General features: G+C 61.1%; 19 protein-coding genes and 1 riboswitch. Of the genes, 7 read left to right on the forward strand and 12 right to left on the reverse strand.

All coding sequences use genetic code 11. The features are described 5' to 3' along the window. Nucleotides 1–975: 975 nt before the first annotated feature. The 10 genes from QOV41_RS03515 to QOV41_RS03560 all read right to left on the reverse strand — a co-directional run bounded on the left by QOV41_RS03515 (nt 976) and on the right by QOV41_RS03560 (nt 12,013). On the reverse strand, nt 976–2,028 hold the full coding sequence (locus QOV41_RS03515; RefSeq protein ID WP_284579560.1) for an NAD-dependent epimerase/dehydratase family protein: 1,053 nt from the start codon (nt 2,026–2,028) through the stop codon (nt 976–978). A gap of 24 nt (nt 2,029–2,052) precedes the next feature. Next, nucleotides 2,053–2,631: a TetR/AcrR family transcriptional regulator gene (locus QOV41_RS03520; protein ID WP_284579561.1), complete on the reverse strand. Its 579-nt coding sequence runs from the start codon at nt 2,629–2,631 to the stop codon at nt 2,053–2,055. 217 nt (nt 2,632–2,848) lie between these two features. Then, the gene (locus QOV41_RS03525) at nt 2,849–3,505 is read right to left on the reverse strand and encodes a response regulator transcription factor (protein ID WP_284579562.1); all 657 of its coding nucleotides are present in this window, start codon (nt 3,503–3,505) and stop codon (nt 2,849–2,851) included. A gap of 239 nt (nt 3,506–3,744) precedes the next feature. Continuing rightward, a complete protein-coding gene (locus QOV41_RS03530; protein WP_284579563.1) occupies nt 3,745–4,446 on the reverse strand; it encodes a response regulator transcription factor in 702 nt (233 codons plus the stop codon). Then, on the reverse strand, nt 4,443–5,624 hold the full coding sequence (locus tag QOV41_RS03535) for a sensor histidine kinase (RefSeq protein WP_284579565.1): 1,182 nt from the start codon (nt 5,622–5,624) through the stop codon (nt 4,443–4,445). The genes QOV41_RS03530 and QOV41_RS03535 overlap by 4 nt, the downstream gene beginning before the upstream one ends. A gap of 347 nt (nt 5,625–5,971) precedes the next feature. After that, nucleotides 5,972–7,111, reverse strand: coding sequence for an amidohydrolase family protein (locus QOV41_RS03540; protein WP_284579566.1), 1,140 nt, complete (start codon nt 7,109–7,111; stop codon nt 5,972–5,974). Nucleotides 7,112–7,436: 325 nt separating this feature from the next. Next, a complete protein-coding gene (locus QOV41_RS03545) occupies nt 7,437–7,904 on the reverse strand; it encodes a phosphatidylglycerophosphatase A family protein (protein WP_284579568.1) in 468 nt (155 codons plus the stop codon). Beyond that, nucleotides 7,904–8,503 (reverse strand): DedA family protein, encoded by a 600-nt coding sequence (locus tag QOV41_RS03550; RefSeq protein WP_284579570.1) that lies wholly within the window; start codon nt 8,501–8,503, stop codon nt 7,904–7,906. Before QOV41_RS03550 ends, QOV41_RS03545 begins: the two co-directional genes overlap by 1 nt. 273 nt (nt 8,504–8,776) lie before the next feature. Continuing rightward, nucleotides 8,777–10,015 (reverse strand): sensor histidine kinase, encoded by a 1,239-nt coding sequence (locus QOV41_RS03555; protein ID WP_284579571.1) that lies wholly within the window; start codon nt 10,013–10,015, stop codon nt 8,777–8,779. 54 nt (nt 10,016–10,069) lie between these two features. Further along, entirely contained in the window at nt 10,070–12,013 is a 1,944-nt protein-coding gene (locus QOV41_RS03560; RefSeq protein ID WP_284579573.1) for a serine hydrolase domain-containing protein, read from the reverse strand. Between the two features lie 262 nt (nt 12,014–12,275). Between QOV41_RS03560 and QOV41_RS03565 the strand changes: the two genes are divergently transcribed. After that, on the forward strand, nt 12,276–12,524 hold the full coding sequence (locus tag QOV41_RS03565; RefSeq protein ID WP_284579574.1) for a hypothetical protein: 249 nt from the start codon (nt 12,276–12,278) through the stop codon (nt 12,522–12,524). Between the two features lie 625 nt (nt 12,525–13,149). On the opposite strand, the gene QOV41_RS03570 is transcribed toward QOV41_RS03565, so the two are convergent. Next, nucleotides 13,150–13,518, reverse strand: a complete 369-nt coding sequence (locus QOV41_RS03570; RefSeq protein ID WP_284579575.1) for a hypothetical protein — start codon at nt 13,516–13,518, stop codon at nt 13,150–13,152. Then, a complete protein-coding gene (locus QOV41_RS03575; protein ID WP_350151108.1) occupies nt 13,475–14,296 on the reverse strand; it encodes an alpha/beta fold hydrolase in 822 nt (273 codons plus the stop codon). Before QOV41_RS03575 ends, QOV41_RS03570 begins: the two co-directional genes overlap by 44 nt. Before the next feature lie 52 nt (nt 14,297–14,348). Continuing rightward, nucleotides 14,349–14,460: riboswitch (TPP riboswitch) on the forward strand. Between QOV41_RS03575 and QOV41_RS03580 the strand changes: the two genes are divergently transcribed. The 6 genes from QOV41_RS03580 to QOV41_RS03605 all read left to right on the forward strand — a co-directional run bounded on the left by QOV41_RS03580 (nt 14,451) and on the right by QOV41_RS03605 (nt 18,927). Then, nucleotides 14,451–15,059 (forward strand): YkoF family thiamine/hydroxymethylpyrimidine-binding protein, encoded by a 609-nt coding sequence (locus QOV41_RS03580; protein WP_284579576.1) that lies wholly within the window; start codon nt 14,451–14,453, stop codon nt 15,057–15,059. It overlaps the preceding riboswitch by 10 nt. Before the next feature lie 16 nt (nt 15,060–15,075). Beyond that, nucleotides 15,076–15,870, forward strand: a complete 795-nt coding sequence (locus tag QOV41_RS03585) for an ABC transporter permease (RefSeq protein ID WP_284579577.1) — start codon at nt 15,076–15,078, stop codon at nt 15,868–15,870. Then, entirely contained in the window at nt 15,867–16,616 is a 750-nt protein-coding gene (locus QOV41_RS03590) for an ABC transporter ATP-binding protein (protein WP_284579578.1), read from the forward strand. The genes QOV41_RS03585 and QOV41_RS03590 overlap by 4 nt, the downstream gene beginning before the upstream one ends. Before the next feature lie 3 nt (nt 16,617–16,619). Then, nucleotides 16,620–17,627, forward strand: coding sequence for an ABC transporter substrate-binding protein (locus QOV41_RS03595; RefSeq protein WP_284579580.1), 1,008 nt, complete (start codon nt 16,620–16,622; stop codon nt 17,625–17,627). Further along, on the forward strand, nt 17,624–18,424 hold the full coding sequence (locus QOV41_RS03600) for an NtaA/DmoA family FMN-dependent monooxygenase (protein ID WP_284579582.1): 801 nt from the start codon (nt 17,624–17,626) through the stop codon (nt 18,422–18,424). The genes QOV41_RS03595 and QOV41_RS03600 overlap by 4 nt, the downstream gene beginning before the upstream one ends. After that, on the forward strand, nt 18,421–18,927 hold the full coding sequence (locus QOV41_RS03605) for an LLM class oxidoreductase (protein WP_284579584.1): 507 nt from the start codon (nt 18,421–18,423) through the stop codon (nt 18,925–18,927). The genes QOV41_RS03600 and QOV41_RS03605 overlap by 4 nt, the downstream gene beginning before the upstream one ends. Nucleotides 18,928–19,094 lie beyond the last annotated feature (167 nt).

Raw genomic sequence — 19,094 nt, forward strand, 5'->3', positions numbered from 1 at the left:
ACCGGAAACGGCCCCCAAGTTGCCGCTAGACCAACTCAAATACGATCTTCACCAGAGGTCCGCCCACCTCCTCCCTTCCTCAAGATACGGCTTCTGGTGTCTGGCCCGGCGATGGCCGGGCCAGGGAACTCTGATGCATCCGCTTGCGCCTGCGGCGCACATTTTGAGCAGGGGACCCTGAGCTGGACTGACCCCAGATCTGTCCACTGGCGCCTGCGGCGCTTGCCCCAGCTGCGGGGCTGCTGGGGTGGGGAAGGGTAGGCGGTCATCTCTGGCGTTAACCCCTGGCTCGGATCTTCTTCTTCTTTCGATGAATGGCCCCGAAGGGGATCAGGGAAGACGGATCTCCGATCCGTCCATATCTCCGCCAAAGGGACGGCTTGCCGTCCCGTTCCGCGGTGGCAACCCTGAGGTCCATTGCCGAACGGAGTTACCGTCGCGAGCCCCCGGCCGACCTCAATGGGTCAGCGGCGGCTGAGTCAGGGTGAACCTCGCCCCATACGCTGAACTCCCATTGGTCTGCGGCCCTGAAGAACTAAGCGCCGTCCGGCCGGAAACTGCGCAAGGTGATTCAACGAAGTCTAGGGGTGTTGTAGGGCTTCTCGAACTCAGCGTGCGAATTCAATGGTGTATGTGTTCGCAGTTCTATTCTGACCGGCGCGCCATTTTCGGGCAAAACTAGGCACCATTGGTCGCGCGGAGCCCTTGCCTTCAGATACGGGTTTCAGAATGTAGTCATTAGGTCCGCAGATGCGGATTGTGTCCCATACTCGGCTGCGCTTTGGTCCTCACTGCCGCACTGGACGGCTCCGCAGCGCGTTCTATGCCCGTACTTGCTCTCAGTCGGTTCCGGGTCGAGTGACAGTGGACAGGGTTGCACGAGAGGTTGGGGCAGTTGTCGAGGGGACCAGAGTTCTGCCAGCCGGCAGAAGAATGTGCTTGGGCCATATGGCGTGCACCATTGGCATCAGCCCTTCACTCCGATCGACGTCCGCGGACAGTCTGTTCTCGTAGTTCAGCCAAGCCCGCCTCTCTTGAAAACACGGGAACGTAGCCCAGTTCCGTCCTGGCTTTACCGATGTCCAGCGTGACCTCCACAGCCGAAGTCGCATAGGACTGCATAGTCAACGGTGCGGCGATCCTGCCGCCGGAGATCTTGCCCACAGCATCGCCGATCCTCGCGATTGCCTTTAGGAGCGCGCGTGGCACCGACTTTTCTGGGACCTCTACCCCTTGCGTCTCCAGGATTTGTGAGATGAAGCTCCGGAATTCCACCGGCGCACCGTCGGTGATGAAATACACCTCTCCGCCTGTGCCCCGGCTCAGGGTCAAATCTATTCCCAGGCATAAATTTGCAATGTGCGTGGTCGACGTCAGGTAAGTTCCCCCATCGATCCACGCCATTTGCCCCGATCGTGCAGCCTGCACCAACATCGGCAGCGCGGTGGTGTCGTCCCGTCCCCAGACGAAGCGTGGGCGCACGACCATTATGCGGAGCTCCAGTGAGTTGAACGACAGAGCAGTCTTTTCCGCAGCGGCTTTGCTCCGTGAATAGCCACCGGCTGGGCGGCGAGGGAAAGGCCGTGACTCACTGGCGTTGACGATAGGGTGCCCATCGGCGAGCACGGATTCGCTGCTGATATGCACAGCCCGGCCAATGCCGGCCTTTCGAGCCATCTGGAAGACACGGCGCGTGCCCTCCCGGTTGGTCCTTTGCTGCGCTTCCGTGGACCGGCCGTGATCGGTGTTCGCGGCGGCGTGCACCAGAGCATCGCAGCCTTTCATGGATCCGGCGAGATCTGTTGAAACGATGTCGCCGACGACCGGCGTTGCGCCAAGCTCGCGTATGAGATCGGCGCCTGACTCACCTCTCGACAGACCAATGACATTAGCTCCTGCGGCCACGAAGTGTCGGACGAGATTGCGTCCAACATAGCCACTCGCTCCGGTGATGAAGATGCGTTCCGGGAAATTGGGCGCAAGCGCGCTGGTGGCCGGCGATGCGCCCGCCTTCTTATCGTTTGTCATGATGTTATCCTGTTGGTGTTGTTGTCAGTCGGTCCCTGGCAGCGGACGCTCTTGTGGCTCTACAGCCGCGAGCCATTGAAGTTCGCGCAGGATCCGCGCGCGCTCTTCGTTGCTGAACCGATGAAAGTCCAGATTCTCAAGTAATTTCAGGCCTTCGAGGGCAAGGTAGGCCAGCTGCGCCCCTCTTGGAGATTGGGCCGTCCGCTGAACGTCTTCGATGACCCGGGCTTGATTGGCCTGCATCTTGGCGCGCAGCGCCTTGTCCAGGACCAGTGCGGCGCTCAAGTTGAGGGCGGCATTGCGGAAGGGCTCCGAAATGGGGGTTCGGGCGCCCAGTATCCTGCCCGTGATCGCTCGGTTCTCGTGTGTATCAAGACTCCCTTCCAGCTGCCCATGCATGGCATTGTCCCGAGCGAAGGCCCTTTCCACGACAGCCTCAAGCACGGCTTGCTTGGTCTTGAAGTCATAGAGGACGCTGGCCTTGCTAATTCCTGCCTCTTTCGCGACCCGGTCGATCGATAGATTTGCCGCACCATCGCGCGCGACAACTCGTTCGGCGGCGTCGAGAATGCCTTGCTGATCGATTGCCCGCTTGCGGCCCATAACATCGCCTTTTATTTCCAACCATCCGGTTATAAAAAATCTGGAGTTATCGTCAAGGGTAACGGCCCCCTACCGCTGTGGAGAGCGCGGAAAGCGGTCCGGCCTTGAGTTCGGCGACTTCTTCGCCGCCCACTGGAGCCCTTCGTTCCCTTTGTGCACGCGCTGCCAAGCGGTCATTGCTCTCCAGCCTGCCTCGAACCGGCTGCTGAAGCTCTCGTCAACTTCCGCGCAACCAGGCCAGCACGGCCAGCACACGACGATGTTCCTGCTGGTCGTCGAGCAGACCAAGCTTGGAGAAGATGGTCGATATGTGCTTCTCCACGGTCCCCGCTCCGATGTCGAAGCGAAGAGCGATGGCGGCATTGGTAAGCCCCTCGGCCATTGCCCCCAGAACGTCTCGTTCGCGAGGAGTCAAGGATTGGAGAGGATTCTGACCACCTTTAAGCAAGCCGCTGATCACCTCCGGATCGAGCACCGTCCCCCCGGAAACGATACGCTGGATGGAATCGTAGAACGTATCGATGTCCACCAGGCGATCCTTGAGGAGATACCCGACGAAGCCTTGCCCATCGGCAAGTAACTCCTGCGCGTACACCCTTTCAACAAACTGACTGAGAATGAGCACCGGAAACCTGGAGTATTCTCGCCGTAAGGCAATGGCCAACTTCAGACCCTCATCGGCGAAGCCCGGTGGCATCCTCACGTCCATGATGGCGAGATCGATCTCAAGATTTGGCAGCGCCCGCATGAACTCGTCGCCGTCCGCAAAGGCCCCTGCAACGACGAAGGAAGCTTCCTCGATCAGCCTCACCAGTCCCTCGCGGAGGAGCACCGAGTCCTCTACGATGGCGATCCGCAGCGATTGTTCTGACAAGCCGTTTTCCTCACTTCTGTCCGACTGGGTCGGCACTGCCATGCCGTGGTCTTGCTCAACTATGACTATCGAGCGGGACTTGGCTTCCAAGCCCTCGCATCATCCGAAAGTTCAGCGGCAATCGTCCAAAAGCCGTCCGACCCCGGTCGTGCTCATCGCCGCGATACAAGTGCGCCCGAAGTTAGTGGAGGGCCGTTTTCCCGCGTCGGCAGTTTACTCCATCACAAGCTTCGCCACACTCATTCCCCAGGGCTGACAAGCCGGGTTTCGTACCCGATGATCACCAGCTGCGCGCGGTCGCGCGCGTTCATTTTCCCAAGAATGCGACTGACATGCGTCTTTGCCGTCAGCGGTGACATGCCGAGCGCTCTTCCGATCTCGGCGTTGGTCTTGCCACGTGCGACCTCGACCAGTACTTCGCGTTCACGATGGCTCAGAACATCGAGAGGACCCGGGTCGCCAGGACGAATGACAGGTCTGCGAACGAAGTCCGCAACGAGACGCTTGGTCACCGTTGGCGAGATCAGGACGTTGCCGGCGGCGGCGGCGGTGATGGCCTCGATTAGGAGTTGGGGAGGAGTGTCCTTGAGCAGGAAGCCCGAAGCACCCGCTCTCAGCGCCTCGTAGATGTACTCGTCGAGCGCGAACGTGGTGAGCACTAGAACCTTGATAGCGCCGAGCCGTGCGTCGCCGCAGATCGCCCGCGTCGCTTCAAGCCCGTCCATGCGAGGCATGCGGATGTCCATCAGCACTACGTCTGGACGTGTACGCCGGGTCTCGGCGATCGCCTGCGCGCCGTCGCCTACCTCGCCGACGACCTCGATGCCCGGCTCGCTGGCCAGTAGGGCGGCGAAGCCGCGACGCACTAGCTCCTGATCATCCGCCAGCAACACGCGGATGGCGTGAGCCGTCACCTCAAGCTCTTGCGACCGAGCACTCATGCCTTCAAACCGTCGGATAACTGGTAAGGCACGAAAGCGCGCACCACGAATCCGCCATCGTCGGTTCGTTCGGCTTGCACGGTGCCACCAAGTAGTTCTGCTCTCTCTCGAATCGCGACCAGCCCGATCCCAGTCCCGGGAGCAGCGGCGCGTGGTGTGGCCGGAGCGTCGTTCGACACCGTGACGTGCGCGCCGCTGTCGGTGTGCCGGAGGTGGACGGTGGCAGGCACCTGGCCGGCGTGGCGGGCGACATTGACCAGGCACTCGTGCACGATGCGGTGCACCGTCAGCACGGTGCTATCCGCCACGCCTATGGGAAAGCGCCCCTCCTCGATCAACTCGACCTCTTTCGGGTGCCCCTCGGCGGCAATCACGTCGCTCAGCGGCGTCGTCGCCACCGGCGTCGGGCGGAGCGGAACCGACTCGTCGGATCGAAGGAGCCCGAGCAGGGACCTCAGTTCGTCGAGCGATCGCCTGCCTGTCTTGTTAATATCCACGAGCGCGACGTGAGCCGCTGCAGGATCGCGCTCGAACCTGTGGGCGGCAATGCCGGATTGGACAGTGATCGCCGAGAGCGAATGGGCGACGATGTCATGCAGATCGTAGGCAATGCGAAGCCGTTCCGCCTGCAGCCGCTCGGCAACCTCGTGGTCCACCGCTTCGGCCCGACGCCGCAGGTTGGCGCGGCTGGCCTCAGCCGCAGCGATCGGGAGCAAGAGAACTGCCGCGTCGGTGACCCACTCCAGCCAGAACGGCTCGTCGTCGAGTTGCACCCCGATGCTGGCCACCACGATCGCAACGACTGATGCGAACCAGATCACGGAACGGTCATCGCTCCGGCGCACGATTTGAAAAAGTCCCACGACAAGCAGCGGTCGAAGGCCGACCGGGCTAGCGGTCCATGTGAGCGTAATGATGTCGAGCGCGCTAACCGCTACCAAAGTGGCCCGGCCAAACCTGTCGCCGCCGACGATCAGCAATACTGCGGCGATGCACCCTGTCGCGATCCCCGGAAGTTGTCGCTCCGCCACGACGTCCGGATCGGAAACGAGCACGCTGATTGACACGGTGAGCGCGGCAAGAAGCACAGCCAGATCGACAAGCCCAATCCGGCGCTCGACGTGTTTCACAAAACCACCATCGTACTGACCGAAGGTAGTCTTCTTGCCTGGCGGCATTTTCCTGTACCTGCACAATTCATCGATTGTTCGATCAAAGCGTTGTCCCTCCGCTCCTGTGCGTGGTTTGGCACACTGGTTTGATGACCGCAGGCGCCAGACACCAGCTGCAAGTATAGGAGGGTGGGGCGCAAACACTGGAGCACATTCTGGAACATGCATCGCCGTCTCGCCACGGCCATCTGCCGCCCCGGAGAGCAGGTCTGGCTTGCACCCAACGACAGCGGACAAGATTGCTTGGCGAAGATGCAGCGATGTTCAATGCTATTGGCTGTATCCTGAGGATACAGCCAACACGATATCCGGTGTCGACCCTGCCGCCACCGAAACCACCGGTTTCGGACGCGTCAGACCTTTATGCCGAACAGCTTTTCCGCATTGCGGAATGCGATCTTCTCCTTGGCCTCACGAGGCAAATCTACCGCCCGGAACCAGTCGGTTCCCTGCTTCATGTCGGCGAACGGATAGTCGGTGCCGAACATTACCCGATCCACACTGATGTACCTCAGCAAAAGGTGGAGCAGTTCATCCTGGAAGAAGGCGCTGGTGGTGTACCAGAAATTGTCGCTGAAGTATTGCCCGAGCGGCTTGTCCAGTGAACCTTCGGTGGATTCGCTCATATCCCCCACGATGCGCTCGTAGTAGAAGGGAAGCCCCTCTCCCATGTGGCCGAGGATCATCTGCAGTTTAGGGAACCTGTCGAACGTCCCCGTGAAGATCAGTCGAAGGCATTGCGTAAGGGCCTCCTGGTGCCATCCATAGCCTGAACCACTGAAAATGTAGTTCTGGAACGTCTGGTCATCGCCTGGCCGTGTCGTGCGGTAATAGATATCATAGACTGCTTCAGGTGGGTAACCCGGATGCAGGTAAATGGGCACACCAAGTGCTTCGGCACGCGCCAGCAGGGGGTCAAAGTCGGGATGGTCGAGGAATTTTTCTCCGATGAATCCATTGGTCATGGCTCCCACAAAGCCATCTTCCCGAACGGCGCGTTCAAGTTCGTCCGCTGATGCCTCGGGGTCCTGCAGAGGAAGGGTTGCATAGGCCTGATAGCGCCCGGGATAGGTGGCCATCGGGCCCTCGGCGATCATCTTGTTGAGACGGTACGCAAAATCGATGCCTTCCTGACCGGGGACATCTTGCACGCCCGGTGTATGTGCGGAGAGGATCTGAACATTAATCCCCGCCTCGTCCATCTTGGCGATGCGGTCAGGGCCGATTTCGAGAAGACCGGTCCCCTCGAGATACTCCACGTGTTCATCGTTGATCGCATTCAGTGCGATCAATTCGTCGGTGGTATAGGTCTCTTCCGTGGCAATGAATTTCAGGTCCTGGTCCCGCAAGGCGATGACCGATTCGGCCGCGGCGGCGCGGGTGACAATGGCCGGCGCGGCCAGTCCGGCACCAACACCAAGTGCAGCCGCTCCGCCCAGAAATGTGCGGCGTCCCATTGCGAGGTTCTTTTGCGGTTTGTCGGTTGGTTTCATGTCAGATGTGCTCCGAGGTTTGTGTCTCCCATCAAGGTATTGGCCGCCGACAGTGGCCGCATCCGCCCGCGGGATGTGAGGCCTACTCCCACCGGAGTACACCCGCTCGAGAACCTCGTTCCCAAGGAGGGCGCCGAAGAAGGAGCCTGGCAAGCCACTGGGCTGAGTCAAAGCAGTTGCGCCGATCGGACCACGGTCTGGGCGATCTCGCCCAATCTGGGTCACTCATCGATCGGCTTACTCGAACCTGCCATCCGTGCGAACGATCGATAGCGGCCCAACGCATTGAAATGACAAGCCGGTCATACCGGTGCGATGTGGCGGTTCAGTTGCGCCGCGCTTGCCAGACGCGCATAGGAACGAGGAATGCGCCGACCAGCACAGCAATGACCAAGTCATCGCCCATCACGCCATAGGCGCCCGGCAGCGCCTCCATCGCCGACATCGGCCATGGCTTGATCCCGTCGACAACCAGATAGCCGATAAGCGGGAGAATGATCTGCCAATGGTCGCGAGGACGCACGAAAGTCAGCAACAAGGCCGCACCCGCCACCTCGTCCACGACGATACGGCCATCGTCGGCGATGCCGGTTGATCGTTCTGACTGATACGAAGCCCACCAGCCAACGAGAATGATGCCGAGAGTAAATGGCCAGAAGATCGGAGGTCTTTGGCCGAAAGCGCAATAGACAGGGAGGATCGAAAAAACCGCTGCCAGCGTGGGGACGATCGGTGAAAGACCAAGGCCAAACCAAGTCGAAAAGGCAAATGCCACCCAATCCACGGCGTGCACTATCGGGCGCCGTTCGAGAGCAGATGGAACGCTCGATCGATGCAGAAGCCGGCCATAAACGAGAGGAGCACTGCGACCGTCATCGCGAGAATGGGGTTTTTGTCGAACCAGACCCCCGCAAACACCGCGATCAGAAAAGTGTAACCGGCCCAAGCCGCACCGGCGATGGCCGAGATCGGTGCGAACCTATGCCATGGAAAGCCGGTCGCTCCTGCGGTTATGTTCACCGCTGTCCGGCCGACCGGGATCTCGCGCGCCGTCAGGATGATCAGCACGGGTCGCCGATTGAGTTCCTTACGCGCCCACATACTGGCGCGGGCCACCATTTGCCATTTCGACCCACTGATCCGCTCTTGCCCAAGAAACCTGCCGAAAAGATAGGCTATATTGTCGCCGCACACGGCGCCCGCTACGGTTGCTGCTATGAGCAGGTACATTTCGGGCGTCCCTGTTGACGCCGACAGCGCAGCAAGAGCGACGACGACCACCTCGCTCGGTATTGGCGGGAAGAAGGCGTCGATGAGGACGAATGCGAAGATCAGCACGTAAATCCAGGGCGACCCCAGAAGTGGAGAGATGATCTGGTTCCATAAGTCCATGTGAGACGCGGCTTCCGATGAGTGGTCCAAGGCATCATCATGACGGTGATGATCGGGGGGCACATCCGCCAGCGGGAGTTGAGGACTACTCTGGTGGGAGTATGTACTCTCGGAGATTTGGCTTATTCGTGCTCACACGCTTTCGAAATGCGTTCCATGGGCAAATGTGAGTTGCTCAATCATCGACTTCGCTCAACGAGCGTTTTCGGAAGTTCGGAGGCGACCGCCTTCACGATCGGCAATCCTGCAGCTATCGACTGGCGATCATCCGTTTCATGAGAGCCTGGACGGGATGCGCAGGGTGGCCGAAGTGGGACCACCTCGCGGACTGTCCACTGAGAACTGACCTCCGAGGCCCTCGATCCTTTCGGCGATTCCAGCAAGCCCATGCCCAGGCACCATCCTTGCGCCGCCGGCTCCGTCATCAGCGATCGTCACGGCGATCGTCTGCCCATTTGACTCCGTCCCACAGGCAATGGTGACCTGATTTGCGCCGCTATGCTTTGTGGTGTTGGCCAGAAGTTCCGCGACCACGAAGTAGATGCCCTGCTGCACAGCGGGCGGGATCTCGATACTAGGATCCAATGCCGTCGAGACGGTGGTGGGGATCGAATTGCGCTCGGCCAGTGCCGCCAAAGCTGCTGTCAGTCCCCGATCCTGCAAAATCGGAGGAGCCAACCCTCGCACCAGGCTCCGCAGTTCGTCGAGGGTCAGAGCTGATCGGCGCCCTGCTTCCGCGAGCAATTCGGCAGCGCCCTTGGGGTCGCTGCCAAGCTTGCGCAGCGTCCGGCCCTCGGCGGCCACCCCCGACTGCCGGGACCTGCGCAGGCCTGCCATCTGGGCATCGAGTTCCTCGGGGCTGTACCTCCCAAGGAACACCCTCGCAATGCGGTCATGAAGCGCAACCATAGTCCGGGTGAACCACGGCAGCCCGGCTGCCGCGGCAGCGCCGAGCACGGAATAGGCAAGGACCGTGAGGGCGCCATGCACGAAGGGCGGGGGCGTCCAAACCGTCGGCCACCAAACTATCGGGTCGGTGATCTCTCGCGACAGCATCACGGCCCAGTCGTTCCAGATCCACCGCGTGGCGCCATTCACAATGGTGGCGATCCAGACGAGAGCCAAGCTGCCGGTGAAAGTGCCCAGCGCAAGGTAGAGCCCACTATGGACGATATAGCTCCACTGGTGGCCGTCGAGCAGAACCAACCTAATACGCTGCCACCAGCCCTGGTCGTTGAAGTCCGGCCAGCTCGGCGGCTCGATTGCCACGGCACCCGCCCAGGTGAGGCGCTGGATCTCCAGCGCCCCGAACCAGCGAGCCAATCCTGCTGCGGCGAAAAGCAGAATGAGACCAATGCCTAGCACGGTCAAACCAGCGCCGACCGAAACCAGCACTATCATCAGCACTGGCACCGTGAGAGCCAGCGGCAAGGCGGTCAACAGGAACAGGCTCTGGCGCGGCACCGGCGCCCACCGCTCGCGACTGAAGAGCGAGCGGAAGGTAGCTGTCATTGTTTTCACAAAAGTCGGGGGAGTGGGTTGTGCCTTCTGGTTCATCATCCCCTCCTAGTAGCTCACGCCGATTTTCAGCAGGTTGTAGACGAATGCCGTCCAGATCACCCCGATTGAGGCGAGCGCAAAAGTGATGGCGACGATGATCGACCACACGCCTCGCCGATCACGAATAGCGTAGGCGGCATTGGCTGCGGCGCTGGCGCCCAGGCCAAACGATCCGATCACCGTCAGGGCCTGCAGTGTCATCACCAAAGGATCGGTCCTGGTGCTCAGCAGGCTCAGGTCGTTGAACATCGCCGTCAGCATCGCGATCCAGCCCGCGAACGCAACGACGATCACCAAGGCCGATGCGCGCAGCCCGTGATAGGCCACACGAGCGCCAACGGGCAGCGCAAGCGGCGCGCCATAACGCCGGCGGATCAAAGCGGCAGCAGGCCATTGTGCGGCAGCAATCGCCAGAACCCCTAGGCTCGCGAGGAGGGCAGGCAGGAGCCAGCTTACCGAGCGCTGCCATGGTACCGGATCATACACCATGGTCGGCGCCATGGTGTCGAGGCTGAAGCGGGCTGCACCCGTTTCGTCGACGATCGCTGCAATGCGTTCGTGGCTGTTGCTCGACTGCCAGACGAATGGCTCCACTTCAATCCATTCGTGGATATCGGCACCGATGATGGGCAGGTTGGTTCCCTGCAGCTTGCCATCTTCAGTCACACTGATGACTGTCGGCTCCAAGAGTTCGGCCAGGCTAATGAAGCTTGTGTCGGAGCGGCGCGACGCCGTCCACTGGCCGACTAGGCGATGGGCATTTCCCTCCCCAATGTCGGTAGACAGCGGCGCATCTTCACCGGGAAAGTAGCGATCGGCGAATTCCGAGAACAACAGGGCCCGCAGATCATAGGCCGCCTCGTTCTCGCCGGTGCTGTTGATGGAGACAAAAACGCCGACGCCTTCGTCGATGAACAGATTGACGTCGGAATGGAAGGTCTGGGTGTCGCCGCCATGGCTGATCACGCGATGCCCGTTGATTGAATTCTCGTAGAACCCGAGGGTCATGCCGTTGAGCGCCGGAATGCTGGCGAAGGCTCGCTCGTGCATGAGCCGCGCTGTTTCGGGCTCAAGGATTTGCGCTTCGCCCAAACGACCTTCATTCAGATGCGCCAGCATGAAGCGGGACATGTCGGGAGCGGTGACAGTAAGTGCCCCAGCCGGCGACGCGGCTGCCAATTCGAACTGCGTCGGCTGGCCGCTGGCTGTGTGATAGCCATGGGAGAGGTCGCTGAGCTGCGCCTCCGTCAGGTCCTGCGAGAAGGTCGCGCTCTCCATATCGAGTGGCGTGAAGATGTTCTCGTCGACATATTCGCCGAACGGCTCCCCCGAAACGCGCTGAACGATGTAGCCGGCGAGCGCGGTGGCATAGTTGGAGTAGGCGGGCGTGGTCCCCGGGGCGAAGATGCGCGCCGGGATGAAGTCCCTGACGAGGTCCTCGAAAGGCACCACGGCTTGCGGATCGAATGTGATGACGTGCTTGAGTTGTTCTTCGAAGCCCGCCGTGTGAGTCATGATCTGCCGCAGAGTGATGGGCTGTCCCTCGAATGGCGGAATGATGAAATCGAGATAGCTGTTGACGTCGGTGTCAAGGTCGAGTGCTCCGCGCTCAACCAGTTGCATCACGGCCGTCCAGGTCATCAGCTTGGACACGGACCCCGCGCGGAACAGCGTTCGCATCGGATCGACTGGCTTGCCAGTGCCGACATCGGCCACTCCATAACCCCTGGTCGTAAGGACGTCGCCGTCAGCGACGACCGAGACCACAGCGCCGGCAATGTCACCGGCCTTGAGAGCATAGGGCACGATACCGTCGAGCCAAGTGTCGACGTCTTGCTGTTGGAGCCTCTTTTCCGCAGGCTCTGGCGTCGGTGAGAGCTCAGCCTGTTGTGCCAGGGCCGGGCCGGTGAGCGTTATTGCCAGCGTGGCGAGCATGGTCAGCGTTCGCATTTGAAACCTCATAAATTGAATGGTTTCATTATCGATGGCGGCTCTGCTCGCTAACACCGGGAGCACCCCCTGAAAGGACTGGGGGGTAACCCCCAGCCCCTCCATCCGAAAGGGCTGTCGCCTGGCCCAAGTACATCCTCGGTTAAGTAATCGGTGCCGTCGCACGGCCTAGATCGCGCACGTCTCGACCGAGTCGCTAGCGGGTCTTGACCATTAAATCACGTGATCAGTCGTTGAGCACCTTCGCCATCTACGCGCCGATATGCCCGCTCGCATAACCGGTATGGGCGCCGCCCCTGCCTTCGCCAACGAAAGCGACGACGAAGACACCATCCATGGCCGCTCCAAGTTCGCCATTGAAACTGCGCTTCGCGACCGGGGCGTGCAAACCACTGGCGTAGAAGAATGGAGCGGTCTCATCCGCGCCTGGGTCCCGAACGGGCATGGCGGCACGAGCATGCTGTTCTTTGATGCCGACACCTTGCAGCCGGTGACACCGGGGCGAAGCTGAACCGGCCCTATGGAGGCGGCCACGCCGCCTGCAGCCCTCTTTGGGAATGGTCATGTGTTGTTGAGCGGTAGCTAATAAAATGGGCAACCACGTAATCAGCAGGAATGACTGCAGGGGGGCGGCAACTGCCATCGGGCCAGATTTGGCTGAACGCCTGCTATTCCGCCTTTGGCTCCCGAAAGCATAGGTAATCGGGATCGCTCTGATCATGAGACGGGCTGTTCCAATCGTCGGCGCTGGCAGCTCGGCGAGCCGGGTCCGCCAGTCGGGCGTCATGCGACGGATCATCTGCTCCAAGCCGTTCTTGATCTACTTTCCATACACTTTCGGCGCGGCTTGATAGCTGCCGAGGCAGGTTTGAGCGCCACCTTCTGCTTAAGATGGAAGGTTGCCCCAGGTGGGGCGTTATCGATCATTTGCCGTCCTGTGCCCGATCCTTGCTGCATCGAGGGGGGCTTGGTCCCCAATAGGACCAAGCCGCTCTTGGGAAGCGCGAAGCTCCACATCCCCTAAATTGCAACATGCGGAAGGCCATCAAGGACAACGAGGGGATGGCAAGCGGACTGGTCGCGCTCGGGCGGCCCAACCGACTTGTCCGCAGATCGCAGTTTTTGCTGGCGCTCCGTTACACTGCCAATGCCGGAGCTCTAGCGTTGTTGGAGTACAGCACCTGCGTTTCGTGCCGTTTGCCCGTTATGCGGTCAAACAGGTGCAGACTGGTCGGCTTGGCCGCCAGTCTAACAGCTTTGCCTTCGAGCGGCTCCTCGCTTGGTGCAAGCATGACGGCGATGTCGGTTTCCCCCACTGCACAGCACAGTAGGCAATAGGCGATCCGCCGAGTTCCTCGACGAGCTCTACAGTTTGGTGGCAGAAAGGCCTCGCGCGGCACTGTTTCGAAGATCCGTTGCAGCCGCGGGTCGTCAGAACTGCTTTGGCTGGCCATCAGCTCGCTATACAGACGACGCGCGTCGATCAGGTGCTTGGTTTCTTCCATCCGCACTCCTTTGATGCGTCCAGTGGCCCAGCAAAGAGGTTCGCCACTGCACCGGCACATCCAGATTGGCACAATGGCCGCCCCGCTTCAGCTCGACGAATCTGAGATTGGGAGAATCTAGGAGCTTCTCCATATCACCTTTGAGGCGCAGGTTGACGGCTCGATCGCGCCCACCCCTAAGCACCAGCAAGGGCGGGTTGAATGCCCGGGCACTTTCCAGGAAATCATAGCGGCGGATATTGGCGGTGATTGCCGCGCCGGCTACGACATTGAACTGGCGCATTGCCTTTTTGATGATTGCCCCGCCCTGAGGGCTCCTGGTGGTGCCGCGTGCCGTTAACCAGGCGATCACCGGCGCTCCCGGCAGGAAGACTAGGCGCAGTGCCAGCGAGGTCGCCGCCGGCAAGTCGAGGGAGAAGCAGGTGCCGAACAGCGCCAGCGTCTCCAGTCGCTTCTCGGCCGGCGTGCCGAGGAGATAGAGAGCCAGGATGCCCCCCAGCGAATTGCCGACCCAGTGCACCTGACCGGCGCCAGCCTGGTCCAGGATATCGAGCAGGTCCTGCGCCAGCGCCGGACCTGTGAAGCCCGTAGGATCAATTTTGGCGGGTACCCCAGACAAGCCATGCCCGCGGAGATCTGGCACCAGGACGCGGTGGCCCTGGCGAGAAAAGGCAATCGCCTCAGCGTGGAACTGCTCGCTGGATGCGCCCAGCCCGTGCACCAGGAAGATGACGGCGCGGACTTTATCGTTTGCGCGAATTACGTTTGATCGGCTCAGATGGACCCCGTTGAGAAGGCTTGCATTTGAGGAACTTCAGCGCATAAGGTGTGGCCATCCACAGGGGTGCTCCGTAGGTCGGGGCTGAGATGAGGGCAGATAGCCTTCGGACCCTATAGCTGATCTGGGTAATACCAGCGGAGCGAGGCGGGCGATGTTTTCTGGCGCACAGATTTCCCTATATCCCATGACCGACGACTTCGTCGGCGTCATCACGAGCGCCTTGTCCGCGCTCGATCCCTATCGCGAGCAGTTGCGCATCGAGACCGACGATATCGCGACGCTGCTGGTCGGTCCCCCAGAAGTGCTGTTCCCGGCCATGCGCGACCTGTTCAGCGCCGCCGCGCGCAGCGGCAAACATTGTGTCCTTTCGGCTACCCTTTCGCGCGGCTGTCCCGGCGAGCCCGACGATGCCATCTGCGCTTCGTCGCATTTCGATGGCCCGGTCGCGCCCTTGGCCGAACGGCAGACGACAGCGCTGGCCGCGGTGCAGAATGCCCCCGACATGGACGTGTTTTCGGTCGCCCAGCTCTCGCTTTACGTGTTGGGGCAGGGCAACCACATGGACGAAATCTATGGCTGCATCGACTTTCTCAAGCAGTCGGGTACGTTCGAGAAGTCCAAGCATTTCGCCACCAAGCTCAATGGCGATACCGGTGCCCTCTTTGCCACCATTGAGCAGGTTTTCTGCCGCTTCGGCCCACCGGAGGGCCATGTCACCATCGACCTGACGGTTTCGGCCAACAGCCCCAGCGCCCGCTGAACAGGAAGGCCGATTCATGTCGAACGCCGCCTTGCCGGGCCTGCTCGCGCGCCTCTTCGGCCATGCCGGACCGGCCGTAGCCTCGGTCTCCACACTGATCCTGGGCTGGGAAGCCTATGTGCAGCTTTCGGGCATTTCCGCAACCGCTTTGCCCGCGCCGTCGCGCATCATCGTCCAGGGTTTCGAGCAGCGCGAGGCCCTCGCTCGCCACACCCTCGCAACGCTTCAGGCCACGACCTTCGGCTTTGCTTCTTCGCTCACTGCCGCCTTTGTTTTCTCGATCCTCATTGATTTTTTCCGGCCGCTACGCCGGGCTTTGTTTCCCGTCTTCATTATCACCCAAACCCTGCCGCTCGTGGCCATCGCGCCGCTGATTGTCTTGTGGTTCGGCTTCGGCCTCACACCCAAGATAGTTCTGGTGGCGCTCGTCACCTTCTTCCCCATGCTGGTGGCCCTCGCCCAGGGCTATGAAGCCACCGACCACAATATCTCGGCGCTCCTTGCCTCCATGGGTGCCTCCCGCTGGCGCATCTTCGTCATGGCTCGGCTGCCCTCCGCCTTGCCCTATTTCTTTGCGGGCCTGCGCATCTCGATCACCTATGCGGTGGTCGGCGCCATCTTTGCCGAATATGCCGGCGCGGCCCGGGGCCTGGGCATTTACATCCTCAATGCCAAGAACAATTTCCGACCCGATCTTGTGCTCGCCGCGGTCTTTGTCAGCGCCACGCTTACGCTGCTACTGTTCAGCGCAACCGTGCTGTTGCAACGCGCCGCCATGCCGTGGGCTCGCCTGACGGAAAGCCGCCCATGAGCCCGGCCCGCCTTGACCTTAAAAACCTGCGCAAGAGCTTCGGCCCCACTGACGTCCTCGCCGATGTCAGCCTCAGCGTGCAACCGGGCGAATTCGTCTCCATCCTTGGCCCTTCCGGCGCCGGCAAATCCACCATCCTGCAATTGCTCACCGGCGCGACTACGCCCGATGCTGGCGAGATGCTGCTCGATGGCCAACCCCTCACCCCAGCGCAACACCGGTTCGCGTTCATGCCGCAGGGCGATGCGCTCATGCCCTGGCGGCGCATCATCGACAATACGACGCTTGGCCTTGAAATCCAGGGCGTCAGCCGTCAAGCCGCCCACGCCAAGGTCGCGCCGCTCTTTGGCGAATTCGGCCTTGCCGGCTTTGAAAACCACTATCCCGCCCAGCTTTCGGGCGGCATGCGTCAGCGCGCCGCCTTGCTGCGTACTGTCGTCCAGCAGCGCTCCATGCTCCTGCTCGACGAACCCTTCGGCGCGCTTGATGCCCTGACCCGAACCCAGATGCAGTGTTGGCTGGCCGATATGTGGACCCGCCACCGCTGGACAGTCCTCCTCATCACTCATGACGTGCGCGAAGCCGTGCTCCTGTCCGATCGCATCTATGTGCTGTCGGCCCGTCCCGCCCGCGTCGCCCATCAATTCCAGGTTCCCCTCGAGCATCCCCGCCAGGTTATCGGGTCACCGGCCCTTGCCGCCCTGGAAGCCGAAGTCTTGCAGACCCTGCTCAATCCAGAGAACTGATCCATGACCCTTTCTCGCCTGATCCCCGCGCTTAGCCTTGCTGCCACGCTCGCCATAACGCCAGCTTTCGCCCAGCCCACTCCCGTCACCATCGCGCTCGACTGGACGCCCAATACCAACCACATCGGCCTCTACGTCGCCGAAGCGAAAAGCTTCTACGAAGAGGCCGGGCTTGCGGTTGAAATTCTCCCCTATACCGATACGTCCGCCGGAACACTGGTCGCCAACCATGTTGCCGATTTCGGTATCCTGGGCTCCATTGGCCTCTTTACCCAGCGCACCGCCGGTGCCGATCTCGTCGCAACCTATGCCCTGGTCCAGACCGAAACCGGGCGTCTCGTCTTCAATGCCGACCGGCAGGATATCCAGACACCTAGCGATCTAGACGGCAAAATCTATGCTGGGTTTGGGAGCGCCTGGGAAAGCGCCCTTATCGGCACGATTATTCGCCACGATGGTGGCACAGGCGAGTTCGAAACTGTCACACTCGGCACCTCTGCCTATGAAGCCCTTGCCAATGGCGCGGTCGATTTCACCCTCGAAGTCTATACCTGGGAAGGCGTTAAAGCCGAGCGTGACGGGCCGGCGCAGCGCGCCTTCCGCTACGCCGATTTCGGCGTGCCTGATCAGCACACCAATTTCATCGGCACCAGCAGCACCTACCTTGCCGCCAATGCCGAAACTGCCAAGGCCTTCATCGGCGCCACCCAGCGCGGCTATGAGTATGCCGTTGCCCATCCCGATGAGGCCGCCGACATCCTGGTCGCCGCCAATGCTGATGTATTGCTCGACCGCGATTTCGTCCGTGCCTCTCTGCAAGCCCTGATCGATGGTCACTATCTCAAGGCCGAAAACGGCACTGTCGGCACTATCGACCCCGCCAAGATGGACGCAGTCGGCACCTTCCTGTTCGATGCGGGCATCCTCAAGGACGGCGATGGCGCTCCGGTAACCGCCAAGCCCGATTTCACCGCCTATTACTCCAATGACTATCTCGGCAGTACGCCATGAGTAACAGCCGGCGCATGGGGCTCAATGCCGTTATATTTGGCTTGGGCAGCCATGAAGCCGGCTGGCGCATGCCGGAGAGCAATGCCTTCGCCTCGACCGATCTCGCCTATTGGATCGACATTGCGCGTCGCGCCGAGAAGGGCGGTTTCGATGCCCTCTTCCTGGGCGACGTGCTGGCTCTACAGCAAAGTGCTGATCGGCATCTTTCCGATGCCATGGACCCGCTGGTCATCCTCTCGGCCCTTGGCTCAGTCACGCACCGCATCGGGCTTATCGGCACCGCCTCGACCAGCTTTGATCACCCGTTTCATCTAGCCCGACGCTTTGCCTCGCTCGATCACATCACCAAGGGCCGGACGGGCTGGAACATCGTCACCTCGTCCAATCCGCTTGAAGCCCGCAATTTCGGGCTCGACGCCATGCCCGATCACGCCGAGCGCTATGCCCGCGCCGTGGACGTCACCGAGGCTGCAATTGCCCTCTGGAACTCGTGGGCCACAGCAGCCCGCATTGCCGACAAGCAGTCAGGCCGTTATCTCGATCCCGCCAAGGTGCAGCCCATCAGCCACGACGGCCCTTTCGTGCGCAGCCAAGGTCCGCTCAACGTCCCTCGCTCACCACAAGGTCGCCCAATCCTTGCGCAAGCCGGTGCCTCCGAAGCCGGCCGTGACTTTGCCGCCCGCTATGCGGACATCGTCTTCACCGTTCAATCTGACCTCACCGACGCTCAAGCCTTCTACCGAGATATGAAGGCGCGCGCGCGGTCCTGCATGGCCGCGCGCCCGAAAGCCTATTGATTTACCCCGGCATCGTACCCATCGCCGCCCGCACCCGTCAGCAGGCCGAGGATCGCCTGGCGCAAATGAATGGCTTCATGGTCATTGAGCACGTGCTGGCCAAGCTCTCCGAGTTCCTCGGTGCCGATCTCGCCCAAGCGGATCCCGATGCCCCATTGCCCGACATGATAGGTGTCAATCCGTCCCAAAACCAGTCGAGCCAAAGCCGCGTCGCCGTTCTGGTCAATATCGCTCGTCGCGACCACCTGACCCTGAGGCAACTCCTTATGCGTCTCGCCAGCGGGCGGGGACATCTGCTCGCCGTCGGTACCGGCGATGATATTGCCGCCACTATGGAGCTCTGGTTCGACAATGGCGCCGCTGACGGCTTCAACGTCATGGCTCCTGTCATGCCAGCCGACCTGCAGAGCTTTGTCGATCTTGTCGTCCCGGCGCTCGTGAATAAGGCACTATTCGAAGTCGACCACCAGCCTACTCTCCGCCAGCGCCTTCGCCTGTCCTAAGTTACGCTGCAGGGCAATCTATCCAGCAGCTATTGAGGCGCCGCGATAAGCCCCATTCTTGCCGTTCAGGCGTCCAGCTCGACCTTCCGGAAATTGTCCGTGGGCAAGGCGAGAGATGATGACCATGAAGGGGTGGACAGCAGACTGGCAGCTTCTCTATCGCGGTT

The organism is Devosia sp. RR2S18, assembly GCF_030177755.1.
Classification (GTDB): domain Bacteria; phylum Pseudomonadota; class Alphaproteobacteria; order Rhizobiales; family Devosiaceae; genus Devosia; species Devosia rhizosphaerae.